Here is a 16,435-nt window from a genome sequence, read left to right on the forward strand (position 1 = left end):
GGTGGCGAGGAGCGTGGCGGACGTGAGAGTGACAGTGGTAGGAGCCGGCGTGGTGGGCACCATGCACGCCTGGCAAGCGGTGGAACGCGGCCATGAGGTCGTACAGATCGAGCGCGAGCAGGAGGCCCGCGGCGCCTCGCTGCGCAATTTCGGCCAGATCTGGGTGAGCGGCCGCGCGGGCGGCGAGGAACTGGAGACCGCGCTGCGGGCGCGGGAGCTGTGGGAGGAGATCGGCGGCCGCGTCCCGGCGCTGGGCTTCCGCCCCAACGGCTCCCTCACCCCCGTCCGCGGCGCCCGCGAGCTGGCCGTCGCCGAGGCCGCCGTGGCCCGCGCGGACGCCGCCGCCCGCGGCCACAAGCTGCTCACCCCGGGCGAGGCGCGCGCGCTCAACCCCGCCCTGCGCGGGGAGTTCGACGCCGCCCTGTACTGCGAACGGGACGCCGCCGTCGAACCGCGCACCGCGCAGCTCGCCCTCCGCGCCGAGCTGCACAAGTCCCCGAACTACACCTTCCTGCCGGGCCGCGAGGTCCGCGAGGTGACCGGTCCGGGCACCGTCCGCGACGACCACGGCGACACCCACACCGCCGACGCCGTGGTGCTCTGCACCGGCGCCTGGCTCGGCGGCCTGGTCCGCGAACTGGCCGGACCGGAGCTGCCGGTGCGCCGGGTCCGGCTCCAGATGATGCAGACCGACCCGCTCGGCGAGCCGCTGCCCACCTCGGTCGCCGACGCCGACAGCTTCCGCTACTACCCGGCGTACGCCTCGCCCGCCCTGGACGAGCTGACCGCCGCGCAGCCGCAGCCGGCCACCGCCGCCGAACACCGGATGCAGCTCCTGATGGTGCAGCGCGCCGACGGCGGCCTGACCATCGGCGACACCCACGAGTACGCGCACCCCTTCGCCTTCGACACCCTCGAAGACCCCTACGAGCACCTCACCGGTGTCGTCGAGTCCCTCCTCGGCCGCCCGCTGCCGAGAATCCGGCGCCGCTGGGCGGGCGTGTACGCGCAGTGCGTGGACCCCACCCGCGTGGTGCACCGGCAGCGGGTGCGCGACGGGATCTGGCTCGTCACCGGGCCCGGCGGGCGCGGCATGACCTGCTCGCCCGCGATAGCCGAGACCACCGCGAACGAACTGGGCTGGTGAACCACATGACGACCGCCGCTCCCGACATCCGTCTCGTCGTCCTCGACATGGCCGGCACCACCGTCGCCGACGGCGGCCTGGTCGAGCGCGCCTTCGACAGCGCCGCCCGTGAACTGGGCGTCGAACCCGGCACCCCCGACCACGCCGAGAAGCTCGACCACGTCCGCGCCACCATGGGCGAGTCGAAGATCTCCGTCTTCCGCCACCTCTTCGGCACCGAGGAACGGGCCCGGCGGGCCAACGCCGCCTTCGAGAAGGCGTACGGCGAACTCGTCGACGGCGGCCTGGTCGCACCGGTCCCCGGCGCCCGCGAGGCCATCGAGGAACTCGCCGCCGACGGCCGGACGACCGTCCTGACCACCGGTTTCGCCCGCGTCACCCAGGACGCCGTCCTCGACGCGCTCGGCTGGCGGGACCTGGTGCCGCTCACCCTGTGCCCGGCCGACGCGGGCGGCCGCGGACGGCCGTACCCGGACCTGGTCCTGGCGGCGTTCCTGCGCACCGGGGCCGCCGACGCCCTCGCCCAGGTCGCCGTCGTCGGCGACACCTCCTACGACGTGCTCAGCGGCGTACGGGCCGGGGCCGGTCTGGTCGCCGGGGTGCGCACCGGCGCCCACGGAGACGACGCCTTCCGCGCGGCGGGCGCGACCCACGTCCTGGACTCGGTGGCCGGCCTGCCCGCCCTCCTGCGGGGAGCGGCCGGCCGATGAGCACCTCCCCAGGCGCCGCGAGCGCCGGAATCCGCTTCGACTCCGTCACCGTCGCCTACGACGGCAACGTCGTCCTGGACGCCCTCGACCTCACCGTCGGACCGGGCGAGGTCATGGCGCTGCTCGGGCCGTCCGGATCGGGCAAGACCACCGCGCTGCGGGCGGTCGCCGGGTTCGTACGGCCCGTCTCCGGGCGGGTCTTCCTCGGCGACCGGGACGTCACCGACCTGCCGCCGCACCGGCGGGGCATCGGCATGGTCGTCCAGAGCTACGCCCTCTTCCCCCATCTGCGGGTCGAGGACAACGTCGCCTTCGGCCTCAAGGCCCGCAAGGCCGGCAAGGCGCGGATCAGGGAACGGGTCGGCGAGGCGCTGGAGATGACCGGCATGGCCGGTTACGCCCGCCGCCACCCGCGCGAGCTGTCCGGCGGCCAGCAGCAGCGCGTCGCCATCGCCCGCGCCCTCGCCGTCCGCCCCGACGTCCTCCTCCTCGACGAGCCGCTCTCCGCCCTCGACGCCCAGCTCCGCTCCGGGATGCTCGCGGAACTCGCCCGGCTGCACCGGGAACTCCCCGACGTGTCGATGCTCTACGTCACCCACGACCAGGTCGAGGCGCTGACCCTCGCGGACCGGATCGCGGTGATGGACCAGGCCCGCCTCCAGGCGTGCGGGACACCGAAGGAGCTGTACCGGGCGCCGGCCGACGAGTTCACCGCGTCCTTCGTGGGCGGCGCGAACCTGCTGCCGGTGACCGTGGGCACCGAGGGCGCCGACTTCGCGGGCACGCGGGTCGACGTCGACACGGCGGGCGCCGTTCCCGGCGCGCGGGCGACGCTCTGCGTCCGGCCGCACCTGGTCGGCATCGGTGACGGGCCCAACCGGCTCACGGGCACGCTCTCGGAGATCCAGTGGCGCGGGGCCACCCACCGCCTCCACGTCGACGTGGCCGGCCACCGGATCATGGCCGACCTGCGCGAGCTGCGCGACCCGCCGGTCCACGGCGCCACGGTGACGCTGCACTTCGCGGCGGGGGACGCGGTGCTGCTGCCCGCCGGGGTGGGCGACCGTGGCCAGGGCGACCGTGGCCAGGGCGACCATGGCTGGGGCGACCGTGGCTGAGGCGACCCCGACCGCCCCGGCGAAGACCGGGACCCGTCGCACCGGCGTCCCGTCCTGGGTCTGGGCGCTGCCTCCCGTCGCCCTCCTCGCCCTCGTCTTCCTCCACCCCCTGGCCCTCGTCGTCCAGCAGTCCTTCCAGCCCGACACCGGCGGCACCTCCGTCCAGCCGTACGCCGACGTCTTCGCCTCCGAGGCGTTCCGCGAGGCGCTGTGGACCACCGTCTGGCTGGCGGCGGCCGCGACCGCCGGCTGCCTGGTCCTCGGCTTCTTCCTCGCCCTGGTCATCGCCTTCGTGCCGTTCCCCGGCGCCCGCGCGGTCGCCCGGTTCGTCGACGTCTTCCTCTCCTTCCCGTCCTTCCTGATCACGCTCGCCCTGCTCTTCGTCTACGGCACGGCCGGCCTGGCCAACGGAGCGTGGACCGGCGTCACCGGGACCGCCGAGGGCCCCTTCCGGTTCCTCACCACCCCCTGGGGCGTGCTCCTCGCGGAGATCACGTACTTCACGCCGTTCGTGATGCGCCCGCTGCTCGCCGCGTTCTCCCAGATCGACACCGCCCAGATCGAGGCGGCCGGTTCGCTCGGTGCCCGCGCGCCGCGGATCGTGCGGCAAATCATCCTGCCCGAGGCGCTGCCCGCCCTCGCGTCCGGCGGCAGCCTGGTCCTCGTGCTGTGCCTGAACGAGTTCGGCATCGTCCTCTTCACCGGCGCCAAGGGCGTCACGACCCTGCCGATGCTCGTCTACGGCAAGGCGATCCTGGAGTCCGACTACCCGGGCGCCTGCGTGGTCGCCGTCGTCAACGTCCTGATCTCCGTGGGCCTGTACGGCCTCTACCGGGTGGTGAGCCGCCGTGCTGGTGCATAGCCGGGGCGCGAGGTGGGCCCTGTGGGCCGGCTTCCTCGTCCTGTTCCTTCCCCTGTTCGCGCTGCCCCTGCTCGTCGTCCTCGGCGCCTCCTTCGCCACCCACTGGTCGGGCGTCCTGCCCTCCGGCCTCACCACCGCCCACTACCGGGCGGCCACCCGCGGCGAGGCCCTCCAGGCCCTCACCACCAGCCTGGTCACCGCCGCCGCCGCGAGCCTGCTCGCGCTCACCGCCGGCACCTGGGCCGCGCTCGCCGCCGCCGCGCTCGGCAAGCGGGCCCGCAAGGTGCTGGACGCCCTGTTCGTCCTGCCGGTCGCGGTGCCCTCCGTCGTCGTGGGCCTGGCGATCCTGGTCGCCTACTCGCGGCCGCCGTTCCTCCTCAACGGCACCCGCTGGATCGTGATCATCGCCCACTCGGTCCTGGTCACCGCGTTCGCGTACCAGTCCGTCGCCGCCGCCCTCACCCGCCTCGACCCGGCGTACGAACAGGCCGCCGCGTCCCTCGGCGCCCGCCCCGCGTACGTCCTGTGGCGGGTGCGGCTGCCCCTGCTGCTGCCGTCCCTGACCGCCGCCGCCGGCCTCTGCTTCGCCCTCTCCATGGGCGAGCTGAGCGCCACGATGATGCTCTACCCGCCCGACTGGACCCCGCTGCCGGTCCTGATCTACGCCGCCACCGACCGCGGCGCCCTGTTCACCGGCTCCGCGATCGCCGTGGTCCTGATGGCGGCCACCCTGCTGGTGCTGTCCGCCGTCTCCAGAATCCGCACCAGAGCCTCGTACCGCTGACCCCACCCTCGTACCGCTGACCCCACCCTCGCACCGCTGACCACTTCCCGCCGTATCCACCCCGCCACGCAAGGAGTTCACCTCGCCATGTCCAGAAAGCCCCTCCTGCCGGTCACCGCCCTGTGCCTGCTCGTCCTGCCGCTCACCGCCTGCGGCGGCAGCTCCGCCGCCGACGAGAAGGTCGTCACCGTCTACAGCGCCGACGGCCTCAAGGGCGAGAACGGCGACGGCTGGTACGACCGGATCTTCAAGGACTTCGAGAAGGCGACCGGCATCAAGGTGAAGTACGTCGAGGGCGGCTCCGGCGAGATGGTGCAGCGCGCCGTCCGCGAGAAGAGCAACCCGCAGGCCGACGTCCTCGTCACCCTCCCGCCCTTCATCCAGCAGGCCGACACCAAGGGCCTGCTGGAGAAGTACGCGCCGAAGGGCGCCGACCAGGTCAGCGGCGCCGACAAGGCCGAGAACGGCACCTGGACGGCGGTCGTCAACAACTACTTCGGCTTCATCCACCACACCGGGGAACTGAAGCAGCCCCCCACCACCTGGGCGGACCTGCTCGACCGGAAGTACGAGAACAAGCTCCAGTACTCCACCCCGGGCGTCGCCGGCGACGGCACCGCCGTCCTCATCAAGGCCATGCACGACTTCGGCGGCGAGCGGCCGGCCATGGAGTACCTGAAGAAGCTCCAGGCCAACAACGTCGGCCCGGCCGCCTCCACCGGCAAGCTCGCGCCCAAGGTCGACAAGGGCGAACTGCTCGTCGCCAACGGCGATGTGCAGATGAACCACTCCCAGTCGAAGTCCATGCCGAACCTCGGCATCTGGTTCCCGGCGCCGGAGGGCGGCAGGCCCACCACCTTCGCGCTGCCGTATGCGGCCGGCCTGGTCAGCAAGGCCCCGCACACCGAGAACGGACAGAAGCTCCTCGACTACATGCTCGGGCAGCGGGCCCAGCGGCAGGCGAGCGAGATCGGCGGCGGCTTCGCGGCCCGCCAGGACATCAAGGCCACCGACGCCAACGCCGTCGAACTGACCACGCTGATGGACGGCGTGGAGATCTTCGAGCCCGACTGGGCCGACATCGAGAAGAACCTCACCGCCTACGTCGACGCCTGGAAGTCGGCGACCGGCAGCTAAGAGCGGTCCGGCAGCCAAGGGCGGTCCGGCAGCCGAAGGCTGTCCCGCCCACACCCCCGCCCCGCCCGTCACCCCGTGGAGGACCACATGTCGTACCGCGTCTCCCGCCGTTCGCTCCTGCTGTCCGCCGCCGCCCTCGCGGCCACCGCCGGACCTCTGGCCACCGGCGCCCGCGCCGCCGCCAAGACCCCCAAGGTCCTGGTCATCGGCCTCGACGGCGCGCTGCTCACCCGCATCAAGGCAGCCGACGCCCCGCACCTGGGCGCCCTCATGGCGGCCGGCCTCACCGCTCCCAGCACCCTCTACGCCGACCCGCTCGCACCCACCATGTCCGGCCCCGGCTGGTCCACCCTGATCACCGGCGTCTGGCCCGACAAGCACCACGTGAGGGACAACGCCTTCACCGGGCACGAGTTCGCGCGGTACCCCGACTTCCTGACCCGGATCGAGACCGCCAAGCCGTCCCTGACCACGTACGCCGTCTCCTCCTGGGCCCCGCTCACCGACACCGTCTTCTCGGCCGCGGTCGACACCCGCGTCTCCACCCCGAGCGCCGAGTACGACACCGGCACCACCTCCCGCGCGGTCGCCCGGCTCAAGGGCGCGGGCCCCGACGCGGTCTTCGTACAGCTCGACAACATCGACCACGCCGGCCACGGCCACGGCGCCGCCAGTACCCAGTACCTCGACGCCATTCACACCGCCGACGCCCAGGTCGGCGAGATGGTCGCCGCCGTCAAGGCCCGTCCGACGTACGCCTCCGAGGACTGGCTGATCATGGTCACCGCCGACCACGGCCACACCGACGCGGGCGGCCACGGCGGCTCCACCCTCCCCGAGCGCTCGACGTTCCTGATCGCCACCGGCCCGACCCTGAGCGCGGGCTCGGTCCGGTACGACGTGAAGATGCCGGACGTCGCCGCCTCCGCCCTCGCCCACCTCGGCATCGCCCTCGACCCGGCCTGGGACCTGGACGGCCGCCCGGTCCAGCAGCCCCAGCCCGACGACTTCGACACCCTGCGCCCCAAGCTGACCGCCCGCACCGACGAGACCGGCATCCCGGCCGCCGTCCTCGGCCACACCCACACCCCGCCCGCCGGCTGGTCCGTCGACAACTCCGCGATGGGCACCGGCGGCGTCACCGAGTGGCGCGGCTGGTCCTTCACCACCGACGAGTTCTGGACCCAGTCCCAGCGCGACCAGCAGCGCGAGTCCAACGTCCGCGCCCGTGGCGTCTTCGCGGTCGCCGACGGCGACGAGTGGCAGGACAAGGCGTTCACCGGCACCTTCGACTCCACCCTGGTCGGCCCGGCCTGGACGGTCACCGGCGGCCGGCCCGCGACCCTCACCTACACCACCTACTACCGGCACGAGTCCCCGCAGAAGGGCGAGGTCCTCGTCTCCTTCGACGGCGCCGCCCCCGTGGCCGTGCGCACCTACACCGCCGACGTCCCCTCCCGCACCGAGACCGTCACCCTCCAGGTCCCCTCCGGAGCCCGCACGGCCCGCGTCCGCTTCCGCTACACCGGCGGCAACAACTGGTACTGGGTGATCGACGGGGTCCGCCTGACCCAGTCCTGACCCGACCAGCCCGGTCCCGACCAGCCCGGTCCCGACCAGCCCGGTCCCGACCGGCTCGGTCCTGGTCGGGCCGGGTGCTGACTAGGCTGGGGGTGTCGGCACGCCGTGGTTCCGGCGCCCCCGTCTTTGCCCCACCCCGCACCAGGGAGTACCCAGCACATGGCAGACCGCAGGCCCATCGAGTCCTGGCTCACCGACATGGACGGCGTCCTCATCCACGAGGGCGTGCCGATCCCCGGCGCCGACGCCTTCCTGAAGCGGCTGCGCGAGTCCGGCAAGCCCTTCCTGGTGCTCACCAACAACTCGATCTACACCCCGCGTGACCTGCACGCCCGGCTGCGCCGCATGGGCCTGGAGGTGCCGATCGAGTCCATCTGGACCTCGGCGCTGGCCACCGCCAAGTTCCTCGACGCCCAGCGGCCGGGCGGCTCGGCGTACGTCATCGGCGAGGCGGGACTGACCACCGCCCTGCACGACATCGGGTACATCCTCACCGACCACGAGCCCGACTACGTGGTCCTCGGCGAGACCCGTACCTACTCCTTCGAGGCGATGACCAAGGCGGTCCGGCTGATCAACGCCGGGGCCCGGTTCATCTGCACCAACCCCGACGAGACCGGCCCCTCCACCGAGGGCCCCCTGCCGGCCACCGGCGCGGTGGCCGCGCTGATCACCAAGGCGACCGGCAAGCAGCCGTACTTCGCGGGCAAGCCCAACCCGCTGATGATGCGCACCGGGCTCAACGCGATCGGCGCCCACTCCGAGACCAGCGCGATGATCGGCGACCGGATGGACACCGACGTACTGGCCGGCATGGAGGCCGGGATGCAGACCTTCCTGGTCCTGACCGGCCTGACCCGTCCGGACCAGATCGAGAACTTCCCGTACCGGCCGTCGACGGTGGTCGACTCCATCGCCGACCTCGTCGACCTGGTCTGACCGGCCCCGCTCTCCCGCGCCGGCCCGAAACGCGCCGCCCGCCGCCGTCGCCCGTTCGGAGCAGTCACCCGCCCGCACCGGATGCGGGGGCGGGGCGCGCGGGGGAGTCTCCAGGTGACTGGAGGTACACGATGGGCTCACTGCAAGCCACTCTCTGTGCCGGAGCCGCGCTCACCGCGGCGCTCCTCCCGGCGACGGCGTTCGCGGGGGACGACGCGGGGGACGACGGCCGGGTCTCGGTGACCCCGGCGGCCCCCGCCCCCGGCACCGACGTCACGCTCCGGGTGGCCGGCTGCACCGAGAGGACGGCCGTCGCCGTCTCGGCGGCGTTCGTCTCCGACGCGGAACTCTCCCTGGCCAGCACGGACGGCGCGCTGGTCGGCTCCAGCCGGGTACGCGCCCCGCTCAAGGCCGGCGCCTACACCGTCGAGGTCCGCTGCGGGCCCACCGCACGCGAGGGCACGCTCACCGTCACCGCACCGGAGGACACCGGCGACCGTACCGGGGAGCGCGCCCCGGAGCGTACGAACTCCGACGAACGCGCCCCGGCCCGTGCCGAATCCGGGGAGAGCGCCCCGGAACCTGCCGACACAGGCGAGCGCGCCCCGGCCCGTACCGACGGAGTCACCCACGAGAGCCCCGCCGAACCCGAACCCCAATCCGAACCCGAACCCGACCGTGACCTCGCCCCCGCCCGCAACCGCCCCGTCGCCGCCCACGCCTCGCCCATCGCCCCCGTCGCGGCGGGCGGCGGCGGGACGGCGCTGGCGGCCGGGGACGACGCCCAGGCGGACGGGCCGGGCACCGCGCACGCGGTCACCGGTCTCGTCCTCGCCGGGGTCGCCGCCGTCGCCGTCGCGCTGCGCAGCGCCCGCCGGAGCCGCGGAACGGACTGACCATGCCCGATCAGGAACGCTCCCCGGGCGGCGGGCGCCTCATGACCGGCATCGCCTGGGCGGTGCTGCTCCTCGGCCTGTGGCTCTGGGGCCGCGAGGCGACCGGCGGGCCCGCCGGGACGGCCGGGCCGGCCACCGGGGACATGGCGGCGGCCGGCCGGCCCCCGCACCGGGACCTGCCCCCCGCCCACGCGCCGCTCGACGACGCCCTCCCGCGGCGCCTCGACATCCCGCACCTCGGCATCGAGGCCCCGGTGACCGCCGGCGGCCTCGACCCCGCCGGCGCACCCGAACCCCCGCCGTTCGGCCGCCCCGGCACGGTCGGCTGGTACGCGGCCGGCACCGCCCCCGGCGCCGCAGGCACCGCGCTGATGGTGGGACACGTCGACACCGAGACCCGGCCCGCCGTCTTCTACAAGCTGAGCACCCTGAAGCCGGGGGAGACGATCCGGGTGGTCCGCGACGGCACCGGGGCCGCCGAGTTCACCGTGGACGACGTACAGGTCCTCACCCGCGACGGTTTCGACGCGCGACAGGCGTACGGGCCGCACCGCACCGGCCGCGCCGAACTGCGCCTGATCACCTGCGGCGGCACCTTCGACCGGACCACCGACAGCTACTCGGCCAACGTCGTCGTCTCCGCCTACCTCACCGGCACGGGCCCCTGACGCCGCCTCGTGCCACCCCGGGGTATGTCAGGATTGGCCCTCGCGACAGTGCGCTCAGTGGGGGTCGGATGTACGGCAGCAAGGGGGCCGGGGCGTCCGCCGCGACGTTCGCGACGCGGGTGCCGGCGGTGGTGCTGGGGGCGGCCCTGCTGGTGGCGGGCTGCTCGTCCGGCGGCGCGGAGGAAGGCGGCCGGGCCGAGAGCGCCGGTGCCGGTACCGCTGCCGGCGTCACCCAGCAGCCCGAGGAGCGCGACCCGTTCTGGGTCAACCCGGACGGTACGGCGGCCCGGCGGGTGGCGGAGCTGGAGAAGGCCGGCCAGGCCGCGGCGGCCGAGCAGATCCGCAAGATCGCCCAGCAGCCGACCGCCGAGTGGATCAGCCCGGACAACCCCGAGGCACAGGCCCGCGGTTTCACCGAGGCCGCCGACCGGGCCGGCCGTACCGCCCTGCTCGTCGTCTACAACATCCCGCACCGCGACTGCGGCCAGTACTCCCAGGGCGGCGCCGCCGACGGCAACGCCTACCGGGCCTTCGTCGACGCCGTGGCCAAGGGCATCGGCGACCGCTCCGCCACGGTGGTCCTGGAACCCGACGCCGTACTGCACCTGGTGGACGGCTGCACCCCCGAGCAGTTCCACGAGGAGCGCTACGACCTGCTCCGGGGCGCCGTCGAGAAGCTCACGTCCCTGAAGAAGACGAAGGTCTACCTGGACGCGGGCAACGCCGGCTGGGGCGAACCGGACCGGCTCCACGAGCCCCTCACCCGCGCGGGCCTCGACCGCGCGGACGGCTTCGCGGTCAACGTCTCCAACTTCTACTCCACCGAGGACTCCCTCGACTACGGCAAGCGGCTCTCGGCGAAGGTCGCCGGCAAACCCTTCGTCATCGACACCAGCCGCAACGGCAACGGCCCCTACACCGAGGGCGCCGAGTCCGAACGCTGGTGCAACCCGCCCGGCCGCGCCCTCGGCGAGACCCCCACGACCGAGACGGCCGACCCCTTGGCCGACGCCTACCTCTGGGTCAAGCGCCCGGGAGAGTCCGACGGCGAATGCAAGGGCGGCCCGGGGGCGGGCCAGTGGTGGTCGGCCTACGCGCTGCAACTGGCGCAGGCCGCGAGCTTCTAGGGCACCTTCACCCACCGCGCCTTGCTCGGCACCCCGTCCCCGTCCGTCACGAACAGCATGTACCACCCCGACGGAACGAGGTTCCCGTTCCCCGGCACGGTCACCGTGAGCCGGTCCCCGACCGCCTCGAACTCCAGCGCGATCGACCGCTGGTCCACGTCGGTGACATGCGTCGCCGCACTCGGCCGGATCAACCGCGCCTTGCGCACCGACCCGGCAGCCTTCGACGTGAACGTCCCCGACGCCCCCCGCGCGAGGGTCCGCGGCCCGCCCGTGAGATCGGGCCGCTCCGCCCCGTACAGGTACGGCGGCGTGTAGATCTCGATCCGCTGCTCGAACTCGCCCGGCCGGGTGTTCGCCTCGTTCCCGTACAGCGAGTCCGACCCGAAGAACATCACCCGCCCGTCGGGCAGCAGGACCGACCCGGAGTGGTAGTTCCGGCCGACCAGCGGATCGGCGACCCGCCGGAACTCCCCGCTTCCCGTGTCGTACAGCCGGGCCTGCAGGATGTCCGAGCCGCCACGCCCCCGGTAGTCCCGCGAACCCCCGGAGACCAGCACGCTGTCGTCGGGCAGCACGGACGCCTGCGGGTACCGCGTCCCCTTCTCCAGCGAGGGCCCGGCCGTGAACCCGGGGCGGTCCGCCTTGAGGTCCACGATCCGGGTCCGCTCGCTGGACCGCGGGGACTCGCCGACCCCGCCACCCCCGATCACCAGGTACCTCTCGTCCTGCGCGGGCGGCAGCAGCACCGTGCCGGACGTCTCCATCAGGTCCGGGTCGCTCAGCCCGGGGACCTTCGTGAACCTGTTCGTCTCCACATCCCAGACGCCCGGGTCCCGTCCGACGTCGGCGGGCCCGTACCCCGCGTTCGAACCCGAGTAGAACAGCTTGCCGTTCTGCATCAGGAACAGCGCCGGGTAGGTCGGGAACTGACGGGTCCTGTCGGTGTAACCCCACTTCTCGGTCTCCGGGTCGTACACCTCGTTCTTGCCCGGCACGAGCTGCCCGATGTCGTCGAGGCCGGAGACGCCGAGGACCTTCCCGTCGCTCAGCGTGGTGAGCGTCGGATACCAGCGGGCCTCGTGCATCGGGGCGACCTTGAGGTACTTCTCGGCGACCGGATCGAACTCATAGGTGTCCCGGATGCCCTGGAAGTCCTTCTTGTCGAGGGCGAGTTTCTCCGCGATGCCGTACGTGTTCCGCGCGTCGGCCCCCTTCAGGCCCCGCACCCGGTAGTTGTCCTGGGTGCCGGTCTCGTACCGAGCGCCGCTCGCCCGCGCCTCGACGTAGATCCGGCCGAGTCCCGGTTCGGTGCGCAGGAACGCGCCCGTGGCCTTGTCGAAGACCTTCTCGGCGCGCGGCACCAGCACCGGGTCCCGGGAGACGAAGGTCCGGCCGTTCTCCCTGCCGGTGAAGCTCGTGCCGGCGGGCAGGGTGATCGGCTTGTCCGGGTTCTCGTTGTGCACCACCATCAGGCCGCCGGCCCTGGTGACGTCCCCCTGGAGCTTCTCGTACCGCTTGGTGCCGCCGGCGATCAGCAGCCTGCCGTCGGCGAGCTGGGTGTGGCCGGTGCAGAACAGGTCGGTGGGGGTGGGCACCTTCCTGACCGTGCCCTTGACGGGGTCCCAGATCCGGGTGTCGAACCGCTTCGCGTCGAAGTTGTCCTGGTTGTTGCCCGACCCCGCGACGAGCAGCACCTTGCCGGTGTGCAGCAGCGCCGCGTGGATGGTGTTCTGCCGGTACTCCGCCGGGAAGTCGACGATCTCCCAGCGGCCGTTGGCGGCCTTGTACTCCGGCCTGCCGATCTTGTACTGGTGGTACTCCTCGGTACCGAAGCGGTACAGCCACGGTCCGTTCAACCCGGCCAGCGCGAGCGCCACCACCGTGCCCATGGTGAGCCGACGGGCCCGGCGGCGGCCTGCCTGGTGCTTCATTCCTCACCTCCCCCCGGTCCGCCGAGCGCGATCCGCAGCGGCTGGTCGTCGCCCCCGGCGGACTCGGCCCAACGGGGCAGCCGCCGCGCCGGGAGGGGCGCGGCCGGCCGGCGCCCCGCCTTCCGCAGGCCGATCCCCCACGCGAACATCGGGGAGGCGGTGATCAGCAGCGCGAAGGCCGCCCAGACGATCATCGCGGGATGGGCGTGGCCGAGGACGGCACCGGCGGTGATCGACGCGCCGAAGACCAGGATGAAGTACCAGTGGTGGCGGAAGGTGCCGAAGAGCGTGTCCGGGCTGGCCGAGTCGCCCTTCGGGGTCACCACGAACCTGCTCTCGCGGCGCAGCGCCGAGTCGATCAGCGCCTTGGCGTACAGCGGCGCCGACAGCGCGGACATGATCATGCCCGCGACCCCGCCGGACCCCTCGGGCTCGTGCGGCGAGATGTTGTGGCGGCGGTTCCAGACGTAGAGGCCGATCTGGAGCGCGGAGGCGTTGCCGTAGAGCATCAGCCAGACCGCGGGGTCGATGTTCACGCCGGAGGCGCCCAGGCCCAGGAAGAGCGCGCAGCTCAGCGCCGCCAGAATCCAGTTCAGGGCCGCCATCGGATAGAAGATGATCATCATCGTGTAGTGGAAGAGCCGGGTCGGCGGCAGCGAGTGGAAGCCCTTCCAGTACTGCTTGAGGATCGTCTCGTACGTCCCCCGGGACCAGCGCATCTGCTGGGTGAAGAAGTCCGTCCAGGCGTTCGGGCCCTCGCCGACCGCGAGTACGTCGGGGGTGTAGACCGAGCGCCACTTCCGTCCCGTGGCGGGGTTGCGGTGCCGGTGGATCTCGAACCCGGTCGCCATGTCCTCGGTGATCGAGTCGTACAGGCCGCCGATCTGCTTCAGCGCCTTGATCCGCACCGCGTTGGAGGTGCCCACGAACATCGGGGCGCCGTAGCGGTTGCCGGCCCGCTGGATGAGGGCGTGGAAGAGGAACTGCTGGGACTCGGCGGCCTTGGTGACGGGGTTGTCGTAGTTGCCGTAGACCTGCGGGCCGATGACGAAGCCGACGTCCGGGTCGCGGAAGTAGCCGAGCATCCGCTCCAGGTAGTTCGCCATCGGCACGTGGTCGGTGTCGACGGAGGCGAAGTAGTCGTAGCCGTCGCCGTACGCTTCCAGCCAGGCGTTGTAGTTGCCGTGCTTGGTCCGGGCGCGGTGCGGTCCCCCGGCCCGGTTCCACCTGGCGACGCCCTTGCGGGAGAAGTGGTGCACGCCCAGGCGCGCGCAGACCGCCCGCACCCGCGGGTCGTCGCCCTCGTCGAGGAGCCAGACGTGCAGCAGCCCGCGGTGGCGGATCCGCACGGCCGCCTCCAGGGTCCGGGTCACCATCGCCAGCGGTTCCTTGCCGGGCACGAACGAGGTGAGGAAGGCGACCCGGGTACCGGACTCGGGCACCACCGGCACCGGATCGCGGGCGATCAGGGTGGCGTGCGCGTTCGACAGCACGTTCAGGCAGCGGAACAGCTCGATCAGGCCGATCGAGACGAGCATGACCAGGTCGAGGGCGGGCAGCCAGGCGAAGGCCGGGTAGTCGCGCTCGGTCCAGTGCCCGGGCTGGAGCAGCCACACCAGCAGCACCACGGAGAGCAGCGGGGCGGCGGCCAGCATCAGGGCGACCCGGACGCGGTGCGGCTCCCGCGAGAGCAGCGAGCGGTACCGCACCCGGTACGGCGTGTACGGGTCGGGCTCGGTGAGGGGGCCCGCGAGCCGGCTGTAGTGCTCGTAGTCGTATCTCGGGAGGCTCTTCCTGATCCGGCGGAAGGTTCCGGTAGTACTCGTCCGATGAGCGGGCACGCTCGGCTCGGTGGTCCGGGACGGACCGGGATCCGCTCCGGCGCCCGACGGCGTCGACGTCATGAGTCATCCCCCCACACGCAGGTCACGCGTGTTTCGTCGCTTACGGCGCCCGCTGCCCGGTGCCCCTGGACCGGCACAGGCGTCTCGTTGGCGGGGCGCCGGTCACCGCGTGCTCACCCCCCGTGGGACAGCGAAAGGCGCCCTCCGGTTGCATGATGCCCCGCGCGGAAAACACCGGACTCGAAAACGCCGAAAGCCCCCCGCGTGAGCGAGGGGCTTTCGGTTGTCTGTGCGCCGCCAGGGACTCGAACCCCGGACCCGCTGATTAAGAGTCAGCTGCTCTAACCAACTGAGCTAGCGGCGCCTGCTGACATCGACAACTCTACCGGACCCCGGAGCGTGCTCCGGACCACCCGCCGTGCTCCCGGTCACCCTCCCGTGGTGCCCCGTACATCATTCGGACCGTCAACATGCGCACCCGGAAGACAGTTGCGAAACTGACGCTCGTGCATCGCCGCGGAGATTTTCACCAGCAGTGTGAGGGGAATCGCATGGAGACGCCGGTATTCGTGGAATTCGACCCGGCGGGTGATTGCGACTGCCCCGGTTGTCATCACTGGCGGCGCGTCCTGCCGCCCGCCCCGGCCGGCCGCGCCGCCCCCGCCCACCCGGCGGCCCACCGCGCCCTCGTGGTCGCGGCGGCGCTCTCCGCCGCGCTCGGCGCGGGCGGGGCCGCCGCCGTCCCGACCGCCGCCCACGCACCCGCCCGGCCCGGCATCCCCGCAGGTGAGGAGCGTGCCACCCCGCAGGGCAAGCAGGCGCCCCTGCACGGCCCGGGCGGCGGTCCGGCGGCGCCGGCCGGCGCCCCGCTGTCCGCGATCACCCGCACCGAGATCATCGACCGGGCCGAGACCTGGGTCGCCGCGAAGGTGCCGTACAGCATGAGCGCGTACTGGTCCGACGGTTATCGGCAGGACTGCTCGGGTTATGTCTCGATGGCCTGGAACCTGCCCAAGAACGAATGGACGGGAAGCCTCGGAGAGTACGCCGACCCCATCACCAAGGAGGAACTCCAGCCCGGCGACATTCTTCTCTTCCACAATGAGGCGGATCCCGAGGGGGGCTCCCACGTGACGATCTTCGGCGGCTGGACGGACGCCGCGCAGACCGAGTACACCGCCTACGAGCAGACCCCGCCGCACACCCGCAAGCAGGCCACGCCGTACGCCTACTGGAGCAACTCCGACCAGTACCTCCCCTACCGCTACAAGGGCCTGACGGCCGACGCCCCCGGCGGGACGGAGTACCCGGGGCGGGCCTCCTTCCGGCCCGGCGCCGTCAACGCCCATGTCGCCCGGCTCGGGGAACGGCTGGTCGAGAAGGGGTACGGCAGGTTCTACCCGGCCGGTCCGGGGCCGCGCTGGGGTGCGGCGGACCGGCGGGCGGTCGAGGCGTTCCAGCGCACCCAGGGCTGGCGCGGCGGCGCCGCGAACGGTTTCCCGGGCCCGGAGACCTGGCGCCGCCTGTTCACCTGACCCCGCCTGTTCACCTGACCTCGCCTGTTCACCTGACCCCGCTCGTCCTCCCACCCCGCCCGTTCCCTCGACCCCGCCCGTTCCCCCACCCCGCTCGTCCCCCCGACCCCCTCATGGCGCATCCGGCGCCTCTGGCGCGGAGGCTGGAGCACG

At 72.8% G+C, this 16,435-nt stretch carries 14 protein-coding genes and 1 tRNA gene; 12 read left to right on the forward strand and 3 right to left on the reverse strand.

From position 1 onward, the window contains the following. Nucleotides 1-22: 22 nt before the first annotated feature. From ABEB00_RS31975 to ABEB00_RS32025, 11 genes are all read left to right on the forward strand, one after another. Complete coding sequence (locus ABEB00_RS31975; protein WP_345624185.1) at nt 23-1,147, forward strand: TIGR03364 family FAD-dependent oxidoreductase; 1,125 nt, start codon at nt 23-25, stop codon at nt 1,145-1,147. Nucleotides 1,148-1,152: 5 nt separating this feature from the next. Then, nucleotides 1,153-1,857, forward strand: a complete 705-nt coding sequence (locus ABEB00_RS31980) for an HAD family hydrolase (RefSeq protein WP_345624186.1) — start codon at nt 1,153-1,155, stop codon at nt 1,855-1,857. Beyond that, a complete protein-coding gene (locus ABEB00_RS31985; RefSeq protein ID WP_345624187.1) occupies nt 1,854-2,975 on the forward strand; it encodes an ABC transporter ATP-binding protein in 1,122 nt (373 codons plus the stop codon). Before ABEB00_RS31980 ends, ABEB00_RS31985 begins: the two co-directional genes overlap by 4 nt. Next, nucleotides 2,953-3,837, forward strand: a complete 885-nt coding sequence (locus ABEB00_RS31990) for a 2-aminoethylphosphonate ABC transporter permease subunit (RefSeq protein WP_425586613.1) — start codon at nt 2,953-2,955, stop codon at nt 3,835-3,837. Before ABEB00_RS31985 ends, ABEB00_RS31990 begins: the two co-directional genes overlap by 23 nt. Continuing rightward, on the forward strand, nt 3,824-4,621 hold the full coding sequence (locus ABEB00_RS31995) for an ABC transporter permease (RefSeq protein ID WP_345624189.1): 798 nt from the start codon (nt 3,824-3,826) through the stop codon (nt 4,619-4,621). The genes ABEB00_RS31990 and ABEB00_RS31995 overlap by 14 nt, the downstream gene beginning before the upstream one ends. Nucleotides 4,622-4,708: 87 nt before the next feature. After that, entirely contained in the window at nt 4,709-5,758 is a 1,050-nt protein-coding gene (locus ABEB00_RS32000) for a 2-aminoethylphosphonate ABC transporter substrate-binding protein (RefSeq protein ID WP_345624190.1), read from the forward strand. A gap of 87 nt (nt 5,759-5,845) precedes the next feature. Continuing rightward, a complete protein-coding gene (locus ABEB00_RS32005) occupies nt 5,846-7,339 on the forward strand; it encodes an alkaline phosphatase family protein (RefSeq protein ID WP_345624191.1) in 1,494 nt (497 codons plus the stop codon). A gap of 159 nt (nt 7,340-7,498) precedes the next feature. Then, entirely contained in the window at nt 7,499-8,278 is a 780-nt protein-coding gene (locus tag ABEB00_RS32010; RefSeq protein ID WP_345624192.1) for an HAD-IIA family hydrolase, read from the forward strand. A 131-nt stretch (nt 8,279-8,409) separates the two neighbouring features. After that, nucleotides 8,410-9,174, forward strand: coding sequence for a hypothetical protein (locus ABEB00_RS32015; protein WP_345624193.1), 765 nt, complete (start codon nt 8,410-8,412; stop codon nt 9,172-9,174). 2 nt (nt 9,175-9,176) lie between these two features. Continuing rightward, entirely contained in the window at nt 9,177-9,842 is a 666-nt protein-coding gene (locus tag ABEB00_RS32020; RefSeq protein WP_345624194.1) for a class F sortase, read from the forward strand. 68 nt (nt 9,843-9,910) lie between these two features. Then, nucleotides 9,911-10,969, forward strand: a complete 1,059-nt coding sequence (locus ABEB00_RS32025) for a glycoside hydrolase family 6 protein (RefSeq protein ID WP_345624195.1) — start codon at nt 9,911-9,913, stop codon at nt 10,967-10,969. On the opposite strand, the gene glxA is transcribed toward ABEB00_RS32025, so the two are convergent. The 3 genes from glxA to ABEB00_RS32040 all read right to left on the reverse strand — a co-directional run bounded on the left by glxA (nt 10,966) and on the right by ABEB00_RS32040 (nt 15,111). Then, nucleotides 10,966-12,903, reverse strand: coding sequence for a radical copper oxidase GlxA (gene glxA, locus ABEB00_RS32030; RefSeq protein WP_345624196.1), 1,938 nt, complete (start codon nt 12,901-12,903; stop codon nt 10,966-10,968). The genes ABEB00_RS32025 and glxA overlap by 4 nt on opposite strands. Continuing rightward, on the reverse strand, nt 12,900-14,807 hold the full coding sequence (locus ABEB00_RS32035; protein WP_345624197.1) for a glycosyltransferase family 2 protein: 1,908 nt from the start codon (nt 14,805-14,807) through the stop codon (nt 12,900-12,902). Before ABEB00_RS32035 ends, glxA begins: the two co-directional genes overlap by 4 nt. A gap of 230 nt (nt 14,808-15,037) precedes the next feature. After that, nucleotides 15,038-15,111, reverse strand: a tRNA-Lys gene (locus ABEB00_RS32040). 187 nt (nt 15,112-15,298) lie between these two features. On the opposite strand from ABEB00_RS32040, the gene ABEB00_RS32045 reads away from it, so the two are divergent. Next, nucleotides 15,299-16,282 carry a peptidoglycan-binding protein gene (locus ABEB00_RS32045; protein WP_345624198.1) on the forward strand — a complete coding sequence of 328 codons (984 nt, stop codon included), beginning with the start codon at nt 15,299-15,301 and terminating at the stop codon, nt 16,280-16,282. Nucleotides 16,283-16,435 lie beyond the last annotated feature (153 nt).

This window comes from Streptomyces ziwulingensis (assembly GCF_039542605.1).
GTDB classification, from domain to species: Bacteria; Actinomycetota; Actinomycetes; order Streptomycetales; family Streptomycetaceae; genus Streptomyces; species Streptomyces ziwulingensis.

Excerpts from the sequence above, each read along its gene's own strand:
- ABEB00_RS31980 (WP_345624186.1), top strand. The coding sequence starts at position 1,153 with ATGACGACCGCCGCTCCCGACATCCGTCTCGTCGTCCTCGACATGGCC.
- ABEB00_RS31985 (WP_345624187.1), top strand. The coding sequence starts at position 1,854 with ATGAGCACCTCCCCAGGCGCCGCGAGCGCCGGAATCCGCTTCGACTCC.
- ABEB00_RS31990 (WP_425586613.1), top strand. The coding sequence starts at position 2,953 with ATGGCTGGGGCGACCGTGGCTGAGGCGACCCCGACCGCCCCGGCGAAG.
- ABEB00_RS32000 (WP_345624190.1), top strand. The coding sequence starts at position 4,709 with ATGTCCAGAAAGCCCCTCCTGCCGGTCACCGCCCTGTGCCTGCTCGTC.
- ABEB00_RS32005 (WP_345624191.1), top strand. The coding sequence starts at position 5,846 with ATGTCGTACCGCGTCTCCCGCCGTTCGCTCCTGCTGTCCGCCGCCGCC.
- ABEB00_RS32010 (WP_345624192.1), top strand. The coding sequence starts at position 7,499 with ATGGCAGACCGCAGGCCCATCGAGTCCTGGCTCACCGACATGGACGGC.
- ABEB00_RS32015 (WP_345624193.1), top strand. The coding sequence starts at position 8,410 with ATGGGCTCACTGCAAGCCACTCTCTGTGCCGGAGCCGCGCTCACCGCG.
- ABEB00_RS32020 (WP_345624194.1), top strand. The coding sequence starts at position 9,177 with ATGCCCGATCAGGAACGCTCCCCGGGCGGCGGGCGCCTCATGACCGGC.
- ABEB00_RS32025 (WP_345624195.1), top strand. The coding sequence starts at position 9,911 with ATGTACGGCAGCAAGGGGGCCGGGGCGTCCGCCGCGACGTTCGCGACG.
- glxA (WP_345624196.1), bottom strand. The coding sequence starts at position 12,903 with ATGAAGCACCAGGCAGGCCGCCGCCGGGCCCGTCGGCTCACCATGGGC.
- ABEB00_RS32035 (WP_345624197.1), bottom strand. The coding sequence starts at position 14,807 with ATGACGTCGACGCCGTCGGGCGCCGGAGCGGATCCCGGTCCGTCCCGG.
- ABEB00_RS32045 (WP_345624198.1), top strand. The coding sequence starts at position 15,299 with ATGGAGACGCCGGTATTCGTGGAATTCGACCCGGCGGGTGATTGCGAC.